Raw genomic sequence first — 19,625 nt, 5'->3', positions numbered from 1 at the left:
GTGTCGTTCATGGCGCTCCTCGACGGGACGCATCGCTACGCGGACCGCTGTCCCCCCGTCCCGTCCTTCCGCCTCCCGGCGGCGTCGGTGAGCGGTTTGTGCGCCGGCGTGCGGGCCCCCGTCAGCCACCGACACACCTCATCGAGCGCCGGCTGACACTTCCAGGATCCGCCCGCCCGGCAGGCCCCGCAATCGCGGAGCACCATGAAGACATGGATGGATCGGACTGAGTCATGGACGGATCGGACCACGTCATGGACGGACCGGACGATCTCGGCGGCGTCAGCCGTCCCGGCCGGCTCGCCGCCCTGGGCGAAGGCATCACCCCCGATGAACTCGCGCTCGCCGCGCGTAATCACGGCCTCCCTCTGGAAGCCCTCCGCTACGACGTCACCCCGCCCGGCCTGCACTATGTCCTCGTCCATTACGACATCCCGGCCGCAAGGGCCGACGACTGGCAGCTCACGGTCGACGGCCTGGTCAGGACGCCGCTGACCCTCGACCTGGCGGCCCTGCGGTCCCTGCCCGCCGTCACGCGCCGCGTCACGCTGGAGTGCGCGGGCAACGGCCGCGCCCTGCTCACGCCCCGGCCGATAAGCCAGCCCTGGCTGGTCGAGGCGGTCGGCACGGCGGACTGGACCGGCGTGCCGCTGCGCCTCCTCCTCGACGAGGCCGGGGTGGACACAGGCGCCGTCGAGGCCGTCTTCACCGGCGCCGACCACGGTGTCGAGCGCGGTGTCGAGCAGGACTACCGGCGGAGCCTGCCCGTCGCGGTGGCCTCCGGTGACGTGCTCGTCGCGTACGACATGAACGGCGCGCCCCTGCCGCCGCAGCACGGCTACCCGCTGCGGCTCGTCGTCCCCGGCTGGTACGGCATGGCGCACGTGAAGTGGCTGCGCGGGATCACGCTGGTCGACACCCCGTTCGACGGGTTCCAGCAGGCGGTCGCGTACCGCGTCCGGTGGGACGCCGACGATCCCGGCGAGCCCGTCACCAAGATCCTGCCGCGCGCCCTGATGATCCCGCCCGGGTTCCCCGACTTCATGTCGCGGGCCCGCGTCGTCCGCCCCGGGCCCGTACTCCTCGAAGGCCGTGCCTGGTCCGGGCACGGCCCCGTGACCAGGGTCGACGTGACCACGGACGACGGCGCCACGTGGAGCGAGGCCGCGCTGGACGGGGACCCGTCGGACAGGCAGGCGGCGGCCTGGCTGCGCTGGCAGGCCCCGTGGACCGCCGTGCCCGGCACCCATGTCCTCGGCGCCCGCGCCACCGACGCCACCGGCCGCGCCCAGCCGCTCACGCAGCCGTGGAACCGCGGCGGCTTCGCCAACAACCTCGTCCAGCGCATCCCCGTCCACTGCCTCTGACCGCCGGTGCGGTCACGGCAGACTCCGTCACCGCCGGTCCCGTCACCTACGAGGTCGTCACGGACGAGGCCTGATCCAGGGAATCTCACGCTTCATCAGGAACCACTCGGCCGCCGTCTCCGGGCGCTCCCCCGTGTCATGGCGGACCAGCGGGTCGTGGTGGACGCGGTCGGGCGGTACGCGGTGCAGCATGGCCAGTTGGGTCTCCACCGTGTCGACCATGGCCGAGGGGCCGCTGACGTAGACGTGCGGCCACTCGGCGGGCGCGTGCCGCAGGCTCTGGGCGCCGGCGTATCGCGTCAGCTCCCGCAGGAGCGTCGCGTCCGCGTCGGGCCGGTCGCGCCGAGGCAGCGCGCCGACCAGCCGCAGCCACGGGTGCGCGCCGCCGAGGAGTTCCAGTACGCCGAGGTCGTACACGTCGTCTTCCGTGCGGGCGCCGATGAGTAACGTGGCGGTCGCCGAGCCGCGGCAGACGGCGAACTCCTCGATCAGCGCCTTGATCTGCGCCCAGCCCGTCCCCCCGGCGACGAAGAGCAGCTCCCCCTCCGGGGCTTTGGGGAGCGTCGTCGTGCCCAGGGGCGGGCCGAGGCGGACGGAGCCTCCCGGGGCGGCCTCGTCGACCAGGGCGCTGCTCAGGAGGCCGCCCTCGACGCGGCGTATGTGGAAGTCGAGGGTGCCGTCGGCGCGCGGGGCGTTCGCGATCGAGTACGGGCGCCAGACCTGCGGTGCCTCGGGGGCCGTCAGCGTCGCGTACTGGCCGGGTATGAAGGGGTACGGCCGGTCGGGGCTGACGGTGAGGACGGCTATGTCCTCGGCGCGGCGCTCGTGGCGGAGCACCTCCGCGTCCCACCAGGCCGGTTCCGACTCCGGCACGGACTGCGCTCCGGCGATCATGATTTTGGAGATGAGTTCGTAGGCAGCGCGCCAGGCCGCCTCCGTCTTGGGCGTCCAGGCGCTGCCCGAGAAGACCTTCAGGGCCGCTATCAGGCTGCGCCCGACGGCCGGGTAGTGCTCGGTGCGGGTGCCGAACTTGCGGTGGTCGAAGCCGAGGGTGTGCAGGTGGCCGACCAGGGCGTCGGTGTCCTCCAGGTTCAGGATCGCCGTGGTCAGGGCGGCGAAGAGGCGGTCGCGCTGTTCCTCCATCCGCTCGGGGAACATGGCCCGCACACCGGGGTTGTGCTTGAACAGATGGGCGTAGAAGTACTTGGTCAGCGCCTCCGCGCGGCGTTCCGCGACGGCGAGGCTGGAGCGGATCAGGGCAGGGTTGAGGGCGGCGTACGGTCTCGCGCCGGTTCTCGTCGTCACTGGCCGGGGCCTCCATTCCACGATCAGGCCGGAGGCATACACACGGGCGCCATCCGGACGCCGCGCCCCTATCCTGAGGCAGCATGCAGGGGGACGCGGGAGCAACCGGAGAATTCAGGGGCGGCCGATGACGGCGTCCTCGGGTCCGCTGTTCGTCATGCCGCCTCCGGACGGGCCGCGGGACGCATGGGTCACGCTGCCCGACGAGGGGCCCGATCCGACGGCGCTGCCCGAGGTCAGACCGCGCGACGACCGGGGCCGGGCCGAGGGTCCCGGTGAATCCGCCCTGGAGCAGGGCGAGTTACTGGACGGCCAGTATCAGGTCGTACGGCGTCTCGGGCGCGGCGGCATGGGCGACGTATATCTCGCGCTCGACAAGAAGGTCGACGACCGCGAGGTCGCCGTGAAGACCCTGCGGCCGGAACAACTCGCCCCACGGCTCGGCTCGTTGGAGGACGAACGGCAGGCGTTCGCCGACCTCCACCACGACGGGATCATTCCCGTCTTCAACTACGGCCGCCACGCCCGCGTCGGCCCGTTCCTCGTCCTGCCGTACGTCGACGGGCTCAACCTCGACGAGATCCGGGCGCTCGCCCGGCACGACCCGGACCGGTTCGGCGGCGCCCGCTTCCACGAGTTCGTGCTCGCGTACGGACTGCGCGTCCTGTCCGCGCTCGACCATCTGCACGCGCGGCCCGCACCCCGCAAGGTGTACGGCGATCTGAAGCCGCAGAACGTGATGCACGACGGCGCCACCACCAAGGTCATCGACGTGGGGTCCATCCGCGAGGAGGGCGAGTCCGGCCTGACCACCGACGGGTACCGCGCGCCGAACGTGCCCCTCGCCCCGCCCGCGCTGAACGGCGCGTCCACGCCGCGCGACGACCTGTTCAGCCTGGGCGAGACGCTGCGCACGCTGAGCGGACTCGGCATCGGACCCCACTCGCTGGCCGAACTCGGCGCCCTGGACCGGATGCACGACGGCGACCCGGTGACGGCGCAGGCCGTCGCACTGACCACCACCCCGGCGCCGGAGGGCCTCGGCCTCGTCTCGCTGGCCCGCGCCCTGCGCCGCGCCACCCGCCCCGAACCCGCCGACCGGTACGCGGACGCGGACGAGATGGCGGATCAACTGCGTGGCGTGTTCCGTGAGTTGAGGTCGTTGCGGACCGGGCAGGAGACGTTCGAGCCGTCGCCGCTGTTCATGCAGTCCCCGTATGCCCTGGACGGAGCGCTCGGCGTCGCGCCGGTCCTGCCACGCTGGGCCACCCCCGCCGGAGGCACCCCGCCCACCCCGCTGCACGAGCCGCCGTCCGCCGCCGATGTCGCGGGCCGGCTGCCCGTGCCGCGCCCCGACCCGCACGACGCCCACCACGACGGCCTCAGCCGCCTGGCCGACGCCGACCCCGCCGCGCTCCTCCAGCACACCGGGGACTGGCGGGATTCCCCCGAGGTACGGCTCCTGCGGTGCAGGCTCCGGCTGCGCGTCGCCGTACGCGCCGAACGGGCGGAGGGCGAACGGCCGGACCTGGAGGCCGCCGCCGAGGAGCTGCGCGGCGCCGTCGACGGCATCGGGCGCGAACTGTCGAGGCACGACTGGCGCATCGACTGGCACCGCGGCCTCCTCGACCTCGCCAACGACGACGTGGCGTCCGCACGCGACTACTTCGACCAGGTCTACGGCGCGATCCCCGGGGAGTACGCGCCCAAGCTCGCCCTCGGCCACTGCGCCGAGCGGCTCGGCCACTGGCACGAGGCGCTGACCTTCTACGAGGCCGTACGGCTGCGCAACCCCTCGCTCGGCAGCGCGGCGTTCGGCGCGGCGCGGGCCGGCCTCGCGCTCGGGGGCGCAACCCCCGACACGTACGCCATCGAGGCGCTCGACGCGGTGCCGCAGCACTCGCGGCACCGCACGGGGGCGCGGACCGCGACCGTGCGCATCGCCGTCGAGTACGCGACGACGGCCGACGGCCTGCGCACCGCTCTCACCCGGCTCGCCCGGCTCTTCAACGAGCACGGGCTCACCGACGAGCAGGCCCGCGTACGGATGAAGGCCGAGGTGTGGGAGGCCGCGCAGCGCCTCGTGGCGGACGGGAAGGTGGGGAAGGAGGCGCTCGCGCGGCTCTCGGAAGCGGCGGACCGGCGTGACGGAGACGCGCGGGACTCGGGCGGACGGCTCGAATTCCCGGCTACGGAAGACACGTTGAGACGCCAGCTCTCACAGTTCTACCGGGCGCTCGCCCGGCAGGCCGCCCGCTCCGACAGCCCGCACGGCGAGGCCGTCGCCGAACGCCTCCTGGACCGCGCCTACTTGGTCAGACCGCTCGCGCTGTCGCACCGCCGCGACGGATCCTGGCCGACCCGCCTGCGGCTCGCCGGGCGGCGACCGGCGGCGGACCGGTGACCCCCACGCCGGGGCGGGCGGGTGAGGGGGCCAGGCGCCTCGCGAGCGCCGCACTCAAGGGCGTACGCGTCCTAGCGAGCGCCGCGCTCAAGGGCGTACGCGTGCTGTGGCGGTACGTGTGGGCCCCGCCGGCACGGGCCACGAAGCCCGCGGCGGCCCCGCCCCGTAACCGCGCCTACCTCCACGACCGCCTCGTCGCCCTCCCCCTCCTCGCCGCCATCGCCTTCTCCGGACTCGGCTTCACCGCCACGTCCCTGCGCGACGACTCCGCCGCGATCCGCACGCACATCGCGCCCGCGCTCAGAGACCTGGCCGACGCGCGGATCTCGCTGCGGATCGCCCAGCGGGAGGCCGAGGTGAGCCTCGGCGCCGGGGACGCCGTCGAACTGAGCGGGCTCAGCCCCCGCTACGGCTCCCGCATCACCGGTGCCGCCCAGGACCTCAGCCAGGTCTCGCGCAGCGGCGCCCTGACCGCGGCCGAACGCCAGGAGCTCGACGTCGTCTCCGGCCTCGTCGACGGCTACGAGCGCTGGATCGCCTGGGCCCAGACGAACGTCTCCGACGGGTCCCTGTACAGGGCCGGACTCTCCTACGCCCAGAGCATGCTCTGCTCGCCCGATCCCCACGATCCCTACGAACCCACCACCGGCCGCTACGCCCCCTACCCCCGCTGCGCACCCGTCACCGGCAGCGAGGCGACGACCGTCGTCGACCGCATCTCGGATCTCGAACGCGCCCTGCGCCACCGCCTGGAGGCGCGCGCCACGCTCGGCCCCGCCGCCGTCACCGCCGCCGCCGTGTCGGCCGTCGCGTTCGTGCTGCTGACCGCCGGCCTGTGGCGCACCCTGCGCTTCCTGCGGATCCGCTTCCGCATCCTGGCCAGCCCGCCGCTGCTAGCCGCCGCGCTGCCGCTGCTCGCCGTGCCCGCGATCGCCCTCAGCGGGCTGTACGCGCACGCCGCCCAGGAGGACACCGTGCCCATCGCCCGCCGCCTGTACGCGGTGACCTCGCCGGCCACGGAGGTCATCTTCGAGGAGCGCCGCACCGACCCGCTCGACCCGCACCACCACCGCGCCATCGTCACGCTCGCCGACTCGATGGACGACGTCCTGGACAACCGCCGGCTCGCCGGCCTCGACGCAGTGGCCCCCTGGGCTGCGCCCGTCGGCCTCCTCGTCGCCGGCGTCATCGGCGCCACCCTCCACGCCTACCGGCGCGAGTATCTGCTCGTGGGGCGCCCGGGGACCGCCGTATGAGGCGCCGGAACAGGGTGCTGCGGCTCGCGCTCGCCGCCTGCCTGCTCGCCCTCACCGCGCTCACCGGCGGCTGCGCGGGCGGCGACGCGCACCGGACCGTAGTCGTGCTCGGGCCGTGGACGGGCGACGAGGGCGCGGCGTTCGAGGCCGCCCTCGCCCGCCTGTCGCACCGCAGCGGTGACCACTACGTCTACAAGGGCACCCGCTCCCTGCGCGAGACCCTCGTAGCCCAGTTGGAGGCCGGCGCCCCGCCCGACGTCGCGATCCTCAACAGCATCGGCGAGCTCACCGAGTACGCGGCCGACCGCAAACTCAAGCCGCTGTCCCCGGAGGCCGCCGAACGCGGCTACCCGCCCTGGTTCCCCACCCTCACGCTCGACGGCAGGCGCCGCACGTACTGGGTGCCGCTGCGCGTCAACCTCAAGAGCATCGTGTGGAGCAAGCGCAGCACCGGGGCCAAGGCGCCCGACTGGTGCGTGGGCATGGCCGCGGACGCAACCTCCGGCTGGCCCGGCACCGACTGGATCGAGGACATCCTCCTCCATCAGGCGGGCCCCGACACATACACGCGGTGGGCCACCGGCCGCCTCCACTGGGACAAGGACGCGGCCGTGCGCCGGGCCTTCACGACCTGGTCCGAGATCCTCGGCCCACGGACGCCGGAGTCCGTCGAGGACTCCCTCACCATGTCGTTCGAGGGCACACCCGACCCGAAGGACCCGAAGGCCACCAAGCGCGGACTCCTCGGCGGCTCGCTCCCGGGCTGCACCCACGAACACCAGGGCTCCTTCATCCGCTCCCTCTACCCGGGCGCCATGGGCGACCACACCCTGCGCGTGGAGCCGGCCGCCCGGTTCCTGCACGGGAAGCCCGCGTACAACGACGCGTACGAGGTGTCGGGCGACATGGCCGCCGTACTCACCGACAACCAGGCGGCGCAGGACCTCGTCACGCTCCTGACCAGCGAGGACGGCCGCAAGACCTGGTCGCGGGCCACGCAGCCGCACCTGCGGCCCTTCTTCCCCGACGCGAGCGACCCCCAGCCGGACGACCCGACCGGCGCGACCGTCGCCTCGCGTCTGACCGATGACGCGGACACCCTGTGCTTCGACGCGTCGGACGTGATGCCGCCCGTGCTGCGCGACGCGTTCTACCGGGCCGTCCTGACGTACTTCCAGGACCCGCGTACGACGACGCTCGACACGCTCCTCAAGCAGCTGGAGACCGTCCGCAGTCGGATCGCCGGACCGCTGTCGGGCCCTTCGGAGCAGGCGCACGCGCCGGACGACATCTGCGCGTAGCCGCGTCGCAGGCCGACGGCCCTGCGTAGATTTGCCGTGAATATCAGGGGCGCGTCAACCAACTCTCGGGCCACGGCTAGCGTCTATCCGAACACAATTGCCCGTCCGACCGGAACGGAACGCCGCAGTGGCCTCTGCCGAACTGTCTCCACCCTCTGCCGCACGCGCGCGCCGGTCCCCGGACATCCCCGAGCCCTGGCACGGCCGGCACCGGACGGCCCTGCTCGTCACCGCCTGCATACTGCCGCTGCACGTCCTGTGGCTGGCGTTCCTGGCCACCGGCGGCGGCGACCTCGCGGCGCAGGTGGCCTGGGCCGAGTTCGCCAAGATGTACCCCGGCTCCGCGTACAACCTGTTCTGGTACGGCGGCCTCCACATCGCCAACTACAGCCTCATCTCGCCCTATCTGATGGCGTTGTTCGGCGTCATCCCCGTCACGCTCCTGTCCGGCGTCTCGTCGACCTGGCTGGCCGCGTCGATCGTCGAGCGCACCGGCATCCGAAGACCACTGTGGCCGGCCATCGTGGTGGGGTTCTCGCTGTGGTGTCAGGTCGTGTCGGGGCGCTCGACGTTCATGCTGGGCGTGGCCTTCGGGCTCGCCGCCGTCCTCGCGCACATGAACGGCCGGCGCATCGTCATCGCGACGGTGTGCGCCGCGCTGTCCACGATGGCGAGCCCCGTCGCCGGGCTCTTCCTCGTCGTGGCCGGCGCCGCGTGGCTCCTGAACCGGCAGTGGGGCAAGGCCCTGTCGCTGGTCCTGCCGCCGGTCCTGATCGTGGGCGTGACGACCTGGCTGTTCCCGTTCAAGGGGGAGCAGCCCATGCCGTTCGAGCGGATCTTCCCGCCCGTCATCCTGTGCGCGGTCGTCCTGGTGTGCGCGCCGCGCGCCTGGCGCGTGGTGCGCCTCGGCACCGCCGTGTACGCGCTCGGCGTGGTGCTCACCTATCTGATCTCCACCCCGATCGGCACGAACGTGGAGCGGCTCACTGAGATCGTGGCGCCCGCGCTGATCCTCGCCGCCGTGATGAACCGCGACCGCGGGCCCCGCTACGACGGCCGGCGCGGCCGGTACTTCCCGCTCCACCGCCAGCGCGTCATGTGCGTCGCCGCGATCGTCCTCTCCCTGGGCTGGCTGTCCGGCAAGACCATCGCCGACGTCGTCGCCAACACCGAGGTCCCCGAGTGGGCCGTCAAGACGGACGGCGTCGTCTCCACGCTGAAGAAACTCGGCGCCGAACGCACCCGCGTCGAGGTCGTCCCCGCCCGCGACCACCGCGAGGCGGCCGTCCTCGCGCCCTACATCAACATGGCGCGCGGCTGGAACCGGCAGGCCGACGTCGAGCGCGGACGGCTCTTCTACGAGGGGCACGGCGGCACCGACGTACCCGAGGGCGCGTTCTCCTCCGCGTCGTACCACGCCTGGCTCTCCGAGTGGGCGGTCGGCTTCGTCGTCGTCTACAACGGCGAGCCGGACGGCCCCGCGGAGCTGGAGCACAAGCTGGTGTCCAGCGAGCCGGGCTACCTCGAATCGGTGTGGCAGGACGCCAACTGGCACATCTACCGCGTGAAGAACGCGGTTCCGCTGGTGGACTCCCCCGGCTCGGTGGTCCGTTCCGACGGCGCCAACCTCGTCGTACGGATGCCGAAGGCCGGCTCGATCATCGTGCGGATCGCGTACTCGCCGTGGCTGTGGGCGGACGACGGGTGCCTGCGCGAGGAGGGCGAGTTCACGCGCCTGACGGTGAAGGAGCCGGGCGACGTCCGGATCAGCTCCCAGTACGGGGGACCGTCCGGCAAGACGGCACCCAAGTGCGTGCCGCCGAAGGAGAAGTGAGCGGGTCCCTTTGCGGGGGCCTGCAATGAGAAGCGCCCCCACGGCTGTGTGCCGTGGGGGCGCTTCTGCGTGAGGCCTACTGGGACGTCAGCCGACGCGGGTGAGCTTCTCGCCGAAGCCGGGTTCGGTCAGGGCCTTCTGGAGGGCGACCGGGACGGTGACCGCGCCACCCGAACCGTCGCCGACCTTCAGCTCGCCGACCTGCGTACCGGCCTTCGCGCTGTGCGGGATGACGGTGCCCTTGGCGCCGTCCGCCAGCTCCAGCTTCACGGTCAGGCCCGCCCAGCCGACCGCCGAGACGTTCTTCGTCACCACGACCGGGGTCTGCCCGCCGAGCCCGTCGTCCACGTACCCGACGACGTCGCCCTTCTTCAGGATCGTCGACGCCTTCACCGCGTCCTGCGCCGCGAGCATCGCCGTCTTGCTGACCGCGTTGACGGTGTCGATGATCGGCGCCCGGTGCTGGCCGAGGATCGCGCCGACGACCGTCACGGTCTCGCCGCCGGCGTCCTTCGTCGCGGCGAAGAGCAGGTTGCCGCCGGCCTTGGTCGTCGAACCGGTCTTCACGCCGACCGCGTTGTTGTACGGGACGAGGCGGTTGTAGTTCTGCCACGTCTTGCCCGACGGGTCCTTCCATGTCGGCAGCTTGGTGATGTCCATCAGGGCCTGGATCTTCACCAGCTCGTTGCCGAGCCTGACCTGGTCCCGAGCGGTGGAGACGGTCGTCTCCTTCAGCCCGGACGGGTCCGTGTACGTCGTGCCGGTCATGCCGAGGTCCTTCGCGGCGGCGTTCATCTTCTTGACGAACGCCTCCTCGGAACCGGCGTCCCAACGGGCCAGGAGCCGCGCGATGTTGTTCGCGGACGGAATCATGATGGCCGACAGGGCGTCCTTCTGGCTGAGCTTGTCGCCCTCCTTGACGGTGTTCAGCGTCGACTCGCCCTCGGAGTCGTAGCCGCCCTCCGTCTCCGCCTTCGCGTCCACGTCGATGGACGGTCCGTCCTTGCCCGGCTGCAGCGGGTGGTCCTTGAGCACGACGTACGCCGTCATGGCCTTGGCCACGGACCCGATCGGTACGGGCTTCTGCTCACCGAACTGATCCATCGAGCCGATGCCGCTCACGTCCATCGAGCCCTGTCCCTCGGCGGGCCACGGCAGCGACACCTTGTCCCCGTCGAACGTGAACGTCGACTTGGCGGTCAGCGCCAGCGTGGGCGCGGGCAGCGCCCTTACGGTCTGTACGACCGCAAACAGAACGGCGAGCAGCAGGACGATCGGCGTCCAGATCTTGACCCTGCGCACGGCCGTGCGGACCCGGGTCTCCGCGGGCGGCGGCGTGTTCGTGAGCTCGGCCAGGAGGTCGAGCGGGGGCAGCGGCGGGAGCGGCTGCTGGGTGGTGCGCTCGGGTCCGACGTAGGGCTTCGCCGGCGGCGCGGTGGGCTCCGCCTTGGGCTGTGCCTTGGGCCTGGCCGGAGCCCCGGAGTCGAACCCCTTGAGCGGTACGAATTTGCTGGTGCGCTCGGCATCGGACTCGGCCTTGCCCGCACCGGCGGGTTTGGACCCGAGCGACTTGAGCATCTGGGTCGGCTGATCGACGGGCGGCTTGACGGCCTTGAAGACGGCGGTGGCCTGGTCGACGGCTGGGGGCTTGCCTTGCGCGTCGGTGGGCTTGGCGTCGTCGGACGGCCTCGCCTTGTCGGCCGGCTTGGCGTCGGCGGGTGCCTCGGCCTCTTCGGACGGCTTCGCCTTGTCGGCCGGCTCGACGTCGTCGGACGGCCCGGCATCAGCCTTCGCCTCATCGGCCGGCTCGGCGCCGTCGGACGGCCCGGCGTCAGCCTTCGCCTCATCGACCGGCTCGACGTCGGACGGCTCCGCGTCGGAGTCGGACGCCTCGGCTTCCGGTGCCTCAGGGGCATCGGCCGGCTCGGCGTCGTCGACGGTTGCCTCGGGAGCGTCGGCCGACTCGGCGTCCGCGTCCTCGTCGGACGCCTCGGGCGCGTCCGTGGCCTCGGCGTCGGCCGAGTCCTCAGCGGCGTCCGCCTCGTCGTCACCGGAGTCGGCACCGTCGGCCTCAGCGGCGTCGTCTGCCGCCTCCGGCTCGTCCGCCCGGTCCGCCTCGGGGGCGTCCGCGTCCCGGACACCCTCCGCCGCGTCAGGGGCACCCGCACCGGCCGCCTCGGGCTCATCGGCGGAGCCGTCCCGCGGACCCGCCACCCAGGCCGCCACCGCGGCACGCAGGCGTGCGTCGCCCGGCTCGTCGCCGGAACCCGGCTCCGTACCGTCCCCGGAACCCGCCTCGGGCTCCGGGTCCGCGCCGGAATCCGAGGCGCCCGAGCCCTCCGCGCCGGAGGCGTCCGAGCCCGAGTCGGAGTCCGAGTCCGGATCCGGCGCAGAATCCTCCGCCGAACCAGATTCCGTCCCCGCCGCCGGAACGTCCCGGACGGAGAACACCGCCGTCGCCTGATCGACCCGCTCCGGCGACTGCCTCGCCATCGCGAGCCTCGGGTCCCGTTCCTCCGGGGTCGGTCCTCCCGACGACTCCTGCTGCTTCGACCTGTCGGGGGTCCCCGCCACCGATGCCTCCTCGCTACGCGCCACGCGCTACGCCGCTGCTGTCCGAACCATGTACCAGTGTCCTGTGTGGGGGCTTCACCCACGTGGTAGACGAGAACGACATACCTACTGGTTCCCGTACAAAGCACCCACGCACCCTCGACAGACCAATGTGAGAGGGGTCACCCTGTCATTCATCCACGCGGGGAGGCATGGATGGGCAGGAGCCGCAGAACAATTCCGGAGGAGCTTCTGCTGCTCGCTCTGGACCCGGCCACGGGTACCACAGCGCAGCCGCAGTCGCTCGACCTAGGTCTGGCCGGAGCACAGCTAGTAGAGCTGGCGCTGGCCGGACGGATAGCCCCAGACGGGGATCGTATCGCCGTGGTGGCACCACGGCCGACCGGAGATCCGACTTTGGACTGCGCACTGGAGTTGCTGCGAAGGCGCGGCACCCCGGTACGCGCGGTGCACTGGATCGGCGGGCCCCGACTGGGGCTCCGCCAGACGTATCTCTCGCATCTGGAAAGGTGCGGCATGGTCCATGCCGTGGCCGGCCAGATGTGCGGAGTGCTGCCGACGACTCGCTACCAGGCGACGGAGACGGCCATCAGCCGGGAGATCAGGTCCCGGCTGGACAGCGCGATCCGTACCGGCGTACCGCCGGACCCACGGACCGCGGCGCTCGCCGCACTGGCCCACGCGGTCGGACTCGGCAAGCACCTGTATCCGGGGAACGAGGGACGATCGTCCCGCTCCCGGCTGCGGGACCTGATCAGGCACGACCCCATGGGCGGCCTCGTGGCGCACGCCGTGATGGACGTCCAGAACGGTGTGGCCGCTCAGCCACGCCGCAGCCCGGCCCCGCCGGGCAGGGGAGCGCCGGAGCCCGGCAGGGTTCCGATGCAGCCGCATCACGGGTCGATGGCCCGTGCCGTGGCGCACTGAGCACCGCACCAACTGAACAGCCCGCACCGCAACAGCGCCGCACCGCAGTCCCCAAAGACCGGTCCGGGAGCCGCTGAGCCGCGCGGGGTGCCGGATCCGGACGTCGGGACGACGACACGGACCGGCACCCCGCGCGGCCGCGTGTCCGGCCACTGCCACACGTCCCGCCACGGCACCATGTCCGGCCACGTGCCCAACTGTCGTGTCCGCTGCGCATATCCGCCGTTTCCCAGCGGTATGAAGCCCAGGGTGGCAATCTGCTGAGCAGCAGATTCGCAAGATACGCAAAGAATCACAGAGGCACGCAGCCGGAGGTGCACGTCCCGTGGCGTCCAATGTCAATCCCACCGTGAGGCGACGCCGATTGGGCCAGGAGCTGCGCCGGCTCCGCGAGCTCAAAGGCATGACCGCCGAAGAGGTGGCCGAGCGGCTCCTGGTCTCACAGTCGAAGATCAGCAGGCTCGAGAACGGGCGGCGCAGCATCAGCCAGCGCGACGTCCGCGACCTGTGCGGGGTCTACGAGGTCGAGGACCACCGCATCGTCGACTCACTCATGCAAATGGCCAAGGACTCCCGCCAGCAGGGCTGGTGGCACTCCTTCGGCGACATCCCGTACAGCGTCTACATCGGTCTGGAGACGGACGCGGCCAGCCTGCGCGTCTACGATCCGCAGGTCGTGCCCGGCCTGCTGCAGACCCGGGCGTACGCGGAGACGCTGATCACGGGCGCGCTCCCGGAGACCACGCCGACCGACATCGACAAGCGCGTCCAGGTCCGCGTCCGCCGCCAGGAGCGCATCGTGGCCCCGGACAACCCGCTGCGGCTGTGGACCGTGCTCGACGAGTCGGCGCTGCGCCGCGTCGTCGGCAGCCGGACCGTCATGCGCGAGCAACTGGAGCACCTGGTCGAGCAGTCTCAGCTGCCGCATGTGACCGTGCAGGTCATTCCGTTCGACATGGGCGCGCATCCGGGCCTGAACGGCCAGTACGCGATTCTGGAGTTCCCGGACGCCGCGGATTCGAGCGTCGTCTACATCGAGGGCGTCACCAGTGATCTCTATCTGGAGAAGGCCAACGATGTGCAGAAGTACAGCGTGATGTACGAGCATCTGCGGGCACAGGCGTTGAATGTGGAACAATCCAGACAGTTCATCGCGAAGATCGCCCAGGAATACGCACTCCAGGAAGCGGCCTAGGGGAGATCCAAAGGCGGTCCAGAGGGACAGAATCCGCCCCCCGCGAGAAAAGTGCCGCACGGTACACCTTCGCCGCGGCGGGGCGGAAGACCCCACTGGAATATGCCATCCGGTCGAGTGAATGGCCTCTTCGCGCACCGATGTTGGCTAGTAGCGTCGATCACGCCATCAAGCACCACGTTGGCGCAAACCGCTTCACAGGAGCGGTGACAGCGATTCGACCACTGGCTAAACCGGAGCAAAAAATGGCAATTCACCAGGGCGGCACGAATTCCTGGACCAAGTCCTCCTATTCGACGGGGAACGGCGCATGCGTCGAGGTCAAGTCCCCCCTCCTGCACGCGATCGCGGTGCGGGACTCGAAGGCCCCCGAGGGGCCCTCGATCGGCTTCGCCCCCGATTCATGGAACTCCTTCGTGACCGAGGTCGGCCGGGGCGCCTTCGACGCCGCCTGAGGCATCGGAGAACACCCCATCGCAGCACAGCACGAACTCGGCACCACCGCATCAACTCAGCACCACAGCACCATTTCGGCACCACCGGATCACCACTGCGGTACTGAAAGAGCCCTCTCGACTGGCCCGCCGTCCTGGCCGAGGGGGCTCGGCTTTTTTCAGCGGGTCACCCGCGCAGCCGGTCCACGTACGTGTCGGTGCCGGGGATCGTCGGGATGAACGGCGCCACCAGCTCGACGCGGCCGAGGCCCGACTCGTGAACCGCCGTGTCCAGCCCCGTGAAGTGGTCCTCCCAGCAGTCCGCCGGGTCCGCCTCCAGGAACCACAGGAGCGTCAGACGGGTGTCGACGCCCTCGACCTGCTTCACGTACGACATCCGGTCGCCCGGCAGCGGCGTCGGGCGGAAGACCGTGACCATCGCCGCCGGTGAGCCCGCGATCCGCTTCGGCAGGTGGCGCGAGCGCAGCCACTCCAGCAACTCGTCGCGCTGCTGGGGCCCTTCGGCGTCGATGACCTCCACCACCAGACCCCGGTAGGGATGGTCGAGTGCGTGGTGGTCGCGCGGTCCGGCCGCCCCGTCGCGGTACACGGTCGCCGCGTGGTCCTGGAACGCGGTGAAGACGTGCGTGCGGTCCTGATAGACGCGCCCGTCCCGGTTGAGCCGCTTGTTGATGCCGACGGTCCACTTCATGTGGTCGTCGTAGCGGCCGTCGGTGATCCAGTACGTGGAGATGTAGCAGCCCGCGGTGACCGGCTGCGCGACCGCCGACTTCTCCGGGTAGCGCAGCAGCTGGAGTTCGCGCGTGGCCACCCAGCGGCGCCCCGAGTACATCCAGGGCATGGCCATCGCGCCGGCGTAGTAGTGGTCGTCCTCGTACCAGCGGTTGTACGCGTACTCATGGCCCGGGTGCGGCTCGACCATGGTGATCAGGGCGTGCCCGGGGCGCACCCCGTACGGGCCGACCGATGCCAGCTCCGCGTACACCTCGCTCCTCGTGTCCTCGCTCACGACGCTCCCCTTCCTTCCTCCACCGGACGGGCCTACTCTGACGCCCCGTCAGAAGAACTGCCATAGCCGGGAGGCGACCGGATGCTCCTGAACGGAAAGACAGTGGTCGTGTCGGGGGTCGGGGCCGGGCTCGGTCACCAGGTCGCCGCGGCCGTGGTGCGCGACGGCGGCAACGCCGTGCTCGGCGCGCGCACGGAGGCGAACCTCGCCAAGTCGGCCGCGGAGATCGACCCGGGCGGTACGCACACCGCGTACGCGGCGACGGACATCACCGACGAGAGCCAGTGCGAGACGCTGGCGGGTCTCGCGCGCGAGCGGTTCGGCGGGGTCGACGCCGTGGTCCATGTCGCCGCCTGGGACAGCTACTTCGGCGGCCTCGAGGATGCGGACTTCGCGACGTGGCAGCAGGTCATCGACGTGAACCTGCTGGGCACGCTGCGCATGACGCGGGCCTGTCTGCCCGCACTCAAAGAGCGGGGCGGCTCCGTCGTCGTCATCGGCACGCAGTCGGCCGTGGCCGCGCCCTCCCAGGTGTGGCAGGCCGCGTACGCGGCGTCGAAGGGCGCGCTGACCTCGGCCATGTACTCCATGGCCCGCGAGCTCGGCCCGCACCGCATCCGCGTCAACACCGTGCTGCCCGGATGGATGTGGGGGCCGCCGGTCGAGGCGTACGTCCAGTTCACCGCGCACACCGAGGGCGTGTCGCAGGACGAGGTCCTGGGGCGGCTCACCGAGCGGATGGCGCTGCCCGAGCTGGCCACGGACGGGGACGTGGCGGACGCCGCCGTGTTCCTCGCGTCCGACCGGGCGCGGGCCATCACCGGGCAGTCCCTTCTGGTCAACGCCGGTGAGCTGATGCGGTAGTTCCGCGAGACACCCCCGACAGGCGGCCCGCACGGGCAACCGGGACCCGACCGCACGGCACCCACCGCCGTGCGGTCCCTTTTGCCCCCATCTCAGTTCACGGACATGAACACAGGTCAATAAGTAGAACGATTTTACTGTCCCTTGACCCTCCGGTGCGTTGTCCTGGCCCTTCGGCTCCCCACACCATGAACGGCGTTCACAAGTAGGACCAGACCCCTGGAGGGGGCTCAATGAACAGTCTCGACTGGGCCGTGCTCATCGGCTACTTCGGCATCATGGTCGCGATCGGCGTCTGGTCCCACAAGCGTGTGGACAACGTCTCCGACTTCTTCACGGCCGGCGGCAAGATGCCCTGGTGGCTGTCCGGCATCTCGCACCACATGTCCGGCTACAGCGCGGTGATGTTCACCGGATACGCGGGCATCGCGTACACGTACGGCGTCACGTCGTTCGTCACGTGGTCGTTCCCGATCGCGCTCGGCATCGCCATCGGCTCGAAGCTGTTCGCGCCGCGCATCAACCGGCTGCGCTCACGGCTCCACGTGGCGTCCCCGCTCGAATACCTCAAGAACCGCTACAACCTGGGCACCCAGCAGGCGCTCGCCTGGTCCGGCATGCTCCTGAAGATCGTGGACGTGGCCGCCAAGTGGGCCGCCATCGCCACCCTGTTGTCCGTCTTCACGGGCATCTCGATCAACCAGGGCATCCTGATCACCGGTGCCATCACGGCGATCTACTGCACCATCGGCGGCCTGTGGGCCGACGCGCTGACCGAGCTGGGCCAGTTCATCATCCAGCTCATCGCCGGTGTCGCGATGTTCGTCGCCGTCGTCTCCAAGCTCGGCCCGTTCGGCGGCATCTTCGGGGTCTGGGACGAGCCCGAGCTCGCCGGACACGGCAAGCCGCTCGTCGGCCCGTACGGCACGGTGTTCCTGCTGGCATTCCTCTTCATCAAGCTCTTCGAGTACAACGGCGGCATGCTCAACCAGGCCCAGCGCTACATGGCCACCGGCTCCGCCCGCGAGGCCACGCGCTCGGCACGCCTCTCGGCGATCCTGTGGCTGGTCTGGCCCGTTGTCCTCTTCTTCCCCATGTGGGTGTCGCCGCTCCTGGTGCACGCGCAGAAGCCGGACGGTTCGGACTCGTACGGCCTGATGACCGAACAGCTGCTGCCGCACGGCCTGTTGGGCCTGGTCATCGTCGGCTTCTTCTCGCACACGATGGCCATGTGCTCCTCCGACGCCAACGCGATCGCCGCCGTCTTCACCCGGGACGTGGCGCCCGCGGTCTCGAAGAGGGCGAAGGAGCAGTGGATCGGGAACAAGGGGCTGCTCGCCGCCCGCCTCACCACGGTGGTCTTCCTCGGTCTGTCCATGGCGGTCGCCACGCAGGTCAACTCGCCCACGTTCAAGGACATCATCACCGTCGTCATCAAGTGGGTCGCCGGTCTGATGGGGCCGATCGCGATCCCGATGATGCTGGGTCTGCTGCGTACCTTCCGCAAGTCCGGACCGACCGCGGCGCTCACCAGCTGGGCCATGGGCCTGCTCGCGTTCTGGCTGGTCAACTACCCGATCAGCTGGAACGTCGAGGGCGGCGTCCCGCTCCAGTACCAGGTGTCGATCCCGCTCGCCGTCTCGCTCGTGCTCTACATCGTCATCGGCTACATCAAGCCGGAGGACACCCCGGAGCGGGACGCGCTCATCGAGCGCATCAACACGGACGACGACGGGTCCACCGGAGCGGCGGCGGTTCCCGCGCCGGCGGAGCCGCAGGACGGGACGGTCGGCACGCAGCCGCCGGGCCGACTCTCGTAGGACTCGTTCCTCACCGGGCGCCGGGCGGGCTGATCACAGCCGGTCCGGCGCTTCGGCGTTCACGCCCTCGGGTAGCGGGCCAGCCACCCCGGCGAGGACGCCGCGGGGCTGTGCAGGGCGGGCCCCTGCGTCATCTCCATCGCGAAGTCGTCGGCGAGCTCCAGGACCGTGGGACGGCCCTCCAGCTCGGTCACCCAGCCCGGCGGCAGCGCGGTCTCCCCGTGCAGGGCACCGAGCAGGCCCCCGCACAGCGCGCCGGCCGCCTCGGACGGGCCGCCGTGGTTCACCGCGAGACACAGTCCGTGCCGTATGTCCTCGCCGACGAGTGCGCAGTACACCGCCACGGCGAGCACGCCCTCCGCGAGCCCGTCACCCACGAGTTCGTCGACACGGGCGGCCGACGGCATGCCCTGGCGGACCGCGCCGAGCGCGTGCTTGAGCGCGTCCGTGACCGGCTGGTGCCCCGGCCGCGCGGCCAGCAGGACGAGGGCGCGCTGGACGGCGCCGTCCAGGCTCTCGCCGCGCGCGAGTCCGTGCACCACGACGGCGTACGCGCCCGCGGAGAGGTAGGCGGCGGGCGCGCCGTGCGTCTGGACCGCGCACTCGGCGGCGAGCTGGAAGACGAGCTGCGGCTCCCAGCCGACGAGCAGCCCGAACGGGGCCGAGCGGGCGGCCGGCGCGGATCCGGCGGCGGCCACGTTCTTCGGCTTCTCCAGGGTCCCCATGACGTCGTTGCCGAGTCCGAGGAGGCAGTCGCGGGAGGGGTCGCGGCGCGAGTACAGCCACTCCTCGCGGGCCAGCCAGCCGTCCTCCTTGCGGCGCTCGTCCGGGCCCCAGTCGCGCTGGGTCGCGGCCCAGCGGAGGTAGGCGCGGTGCACGTCGGTCGGCGGATGCCAGGCGCCCGTGTCGCGCCGCACCTGCGCCCTTATCAGACCGTCCACGGTGAAGAGCGCCTGCTGGGTGGCGGCGGTGACGGCGCCGCGACGCCCGTAGGCGGGAGCGAGGTCGGTCAGTCCCTGCGGGCCGTGCGCGGCCCTGACCTCCTCCAGGGAGAGTCCGGCCAGCGGCGCCCCGAGGGCATCGCCGAGCGCGGCCCCGATGAGCGTGCCGCGGACCCGGCTGCGGAAATCCTGCTGCTCGGCGCGGCCCCATACGGCCGATGAGGGTCCCCCCTGCTTGGGGGTCAGTGGGGCTGCCACGGGGAGCTCTCCCCTCCGGGTCTCGTTACGCGTGCGACGACTGCGCAGCACTGTAATCGACGGGGCGCACGCGGTTGAGAGCCGAAGCGGCACAGGCGAAGTCGCCCTTGAGACC

At 71.4% G+C, this 19,625-nt stretch carries 14 protein-coding genes; 10 read left to right on the top strand and 4 right to left on the bottom strand.

Annotated elements, in window-relative coordinates; genetic code table 11:
• Nucleotides 1–233 precede the first annotated feature (233 nt).
• On the top strand, nt 234–1,367 hold the full coding sequence (locus tag OG574_RS26920; RefSeq protein ID WP_326775297.1) for a sulfite oxidase: 1,134 nt from the start codon (nt 234–236) through the stop codon (nt 1,365–1,367).
• Between the two features lie 57 nt (nt 1,368–1,424).
• On the opposite strand, the gene OG574_RS26915 is transcribed toward OG574_RS26920, so the two are convergent.
• On the bottom strand, nt 1,425–2,672 hold the full coding sequence (locus OG574_RS26915) for a globin domain-containing protein (RefSeq protein ID WP_326775296.1): 1,248 nt from the start codon (nt 2,670–2,672) through the stop codon (nt 1,425–1,427).
• 127 nt (nt 2,673–2,799) lie between these two features.
• On the opposite strand from OG574_RS26915, the gene OG574_RS26910 reads away from it, so the two are divergent.
• The 4 genes from OG574_RS26910 to OG574_RS26895 all read left to right on the top strand — a co-directional run bounded on the left by OG574_RS26910 (nt 2,800) and on the right by OG574_RS26895 (nt 9,467).
• The gene (locus OG574_RS26910) at nt 2,800–5,076 is read left to right on the top strand and encodes a serine/threonine protein kinase (RefSeq protein WP_326775295.1); all 2,277 of its coding nucleotides are present in this window, start codon (nt 2,800–2,802) and stop codon (nt 5,074–5,076) included.
• On the top strand, nt 5,073–6,332 hold the full coding sequence (locus OG574_RS26905; protein ID WP_326775294.1) for a hypothetical protein: 1,260 nt from the start codon (nt 5,073–5,075) through the stop codon (nt 6,330–6,332). The genes OG574_RS26910 and OG574_RS26905 overlap by 4 nt, the downstream gene beginning before the upstream one ends.
• Nucleotides 6,329–7,633: an alpha-glucoside ABC transporter substrate-binding protein gene (locus OG574_RS26900; protein WP_326775293.1), complete on the top strand. Its 1,305-nt coding sequence runs from the start codon at nt 6,329–6,331 to the stop codon at nt 7,631–7,633. Before OG574_RS26905 ends, OG574_RS26900 begins: the two co-directional genes overlap by 4 nt.
• 127 nt (nt 7,634–7,760) lie before the next feature.
• Nucleotides 7,761–9,467 carry a hypothetical protein gene (locus tag OG574_RS26895; protein ID WP_398376689.1) on the top strand — a complete coding sequence of 569 codons (1,707 nt, stop codon included), beginning with the start codon at nt 7,761–7,763 and terminating at the stop codon, nt 9,465–9,467.
• Nucleotides 9,468–9,554: 87 nt separating this feature from the next.
• On the opposite strand, the gene OG574_RS26890 is transcribed toward OG574_RS26895, so the two are convergent.
• Entirely contained in the window at nt 9,555–12,041 is a 2,487-nt protein-coding gene (locus OG574_RS26890) for a D-alanyl-D-alanine carboxypeptidase (RefSeq protein ID WP_326775292.1), read from the bottom strand.
• A gap of 195 nt (nt 12,042–12,236) precedes the next feature.
• On the opposite strand from OG574_RS26890, the gene OG574_RS26885 reads away from it, so the two are divergent.
• From OG574_RS26885 to OG574_RS26875, 3 genes are all read left to right on the top strand, one after another.
• A complete protein-coding gene (locus OG574_RS26885) occupies nt 12,237–12,968 on the top strand; it encodes a GOLPH3/VPS74 family protein (RefSeq protein WP_326775291.1) in 732 nt (243 codons plus the stop codon).
• A 325-nt stretch (nt 12,969–13,293) separates the two neighbouring features.
• Nucleotides 13,294–14,163, top strand: a complete 870-nt coding sequence (locus OG574_RS26880) for a helix-turn-helix domain-containing protein (protein ID WP_326775290.1) — start codon at nt 13,294–13,296, stop codon at nt 14,161–14,163.
• Nucleotides 14,164–14,408: 245 nt separating this feature from the next.
• Nucleotides 14,409–14,618 carry a DUF397 domain-containing protein gene (locus tag OG574_RS26875; protein ID WP_100596076.1) on the top strand — a complete coding sequence of 70 codons (210 nt, stop codon included), beginning with the start codon at nt 14,409–14,411 and terminating at the stop codon, nt 14,616–14,618.
• 166 nt (nt 14,619–14,784) lie between these two features.
• Here OG574_RS26875 and OG574_RS26870 read toward each other — a convergent pair whose 3' ends face one another.
• On the bottom strand, nt 14,785–15,627 hold the full coding sequence (locus OG574_RS26870) for a hypothetical protein (protein WP_326775289.1): 843 nt from the start codon (nt 15,625–15,627) through the stop codon (nt 14,785–14,787).
• Nucleotides 15,628–15,708: 81 nt separating this feature from the next.
• On the opposite strand from OG574_RS26870, the gene OG574_RS26865 reads away from it, so the two are divergent.
• Together OG574_RS26865 and OG574_RS26860 are read left to right on the top strand one after the other, a co-directional pair.
• Nucleotides 15,709–16,491, top strand: a complete 783-nt coding sequence (locus OG574_RS26865) for an SDR family oxidoreductase (protein ID WP_326775288.1) — start codon at nt 15,709–15,711, stop codon at nt 16,489–16,491.
• 233 nt (nt 16,492–16,724) lie between these two features.
• Nucleotides 16,725–18,311 (top strand): sodium:solute symporter family protein, encoded by a 1,587-nt coding sequence (locus OG574_RS26860; RefSeq protein WP_326775287.1) that lies wholly within the window; start codon nt 16,725–16,727, stop codon nt 18,309–18,311.
• A gap of 59 nt (nt 18,312–18,370) precedes the next feature.
• Here OG574_RS26860 and OG574_RS26855 read toward each other — a convergent pair whose 3' ends face one another.
• Nucleotides 18,371–19,510, bottom strand: coding sequence for an ADP-ribosylglycohydrolase family protein (locus OG574_RS26855; protein ID WP_326775286.1), 1,140 nt, complete (start codon nt 19,508–19,510; stop codon nt 18,371–18,373).
• Between the last annotated feature and the right edge of the window lie 115 nt (nt 19,511–19,625).

The sequence above is a fragment of the Streptomyces sp. NBC_01445 genome (assembly GCF_035918235.1).
Classification (GTDB): Bacteria; Actinomycetota; Actinomycetes; order Streptomycetales; family Streptomycetaceae; genus Streptomyces.
The sequence above is the reverse complement of the archived record's forward strand: the minus strand, read 5'-3'. Positions and strand labels throughout refer to the sequence as shown.

Coding starts and splice junctions, on each gene's coding strand:
- OG574_RS26910 (WP_326775295.1), top strand. CDS start 2,800: ATGACGGCGTCCTCGGGTCCGCTGTTCGTCATGCCGCCTCCGGACGGG.
- OG574_RS26920 (WP_326775297.1), top strand. CDS start 234: ATGGACGGATCGGACCACGTCATGGACGGACCGGACGATCTCGGCGGC.
- OG574_RS26860 (WP_326775287.1), top strand. CDS start 16,725: ATGAACAGTCTCGACTGGGCCGTGCTCATCGGCTACTTCGGCATCATG.
- OG574_RS26865 (WP_326775288.1), top strand. CDS start 15,709: ATGCTCCTGAACGGAAAGACAGTGGTCGTGTCGGGGGTCGGGGCCGGG.
- OG574_RS26900 (WP_326775293.1), top strand. CDS start 6,329: ATGAGGCGCCGGAACAGGGTGCTGCGGCTCGCGCTCGCCGCCTGCCTG.
- OG574_RS26875 (WP_100596076.1), top strand. CDS start 14,409: ATGGCAATTCACCAGGGCGGCACGAATTCCTGGACCAAGTCCTCCTAT.
- OG574_RS26885 (WP_326775291.1), top strand. CDS start 12,237: ATGGGCAGGAGCCGCAGAACAATTCCGGAGGAGCTTCTGCTGCTCGCT.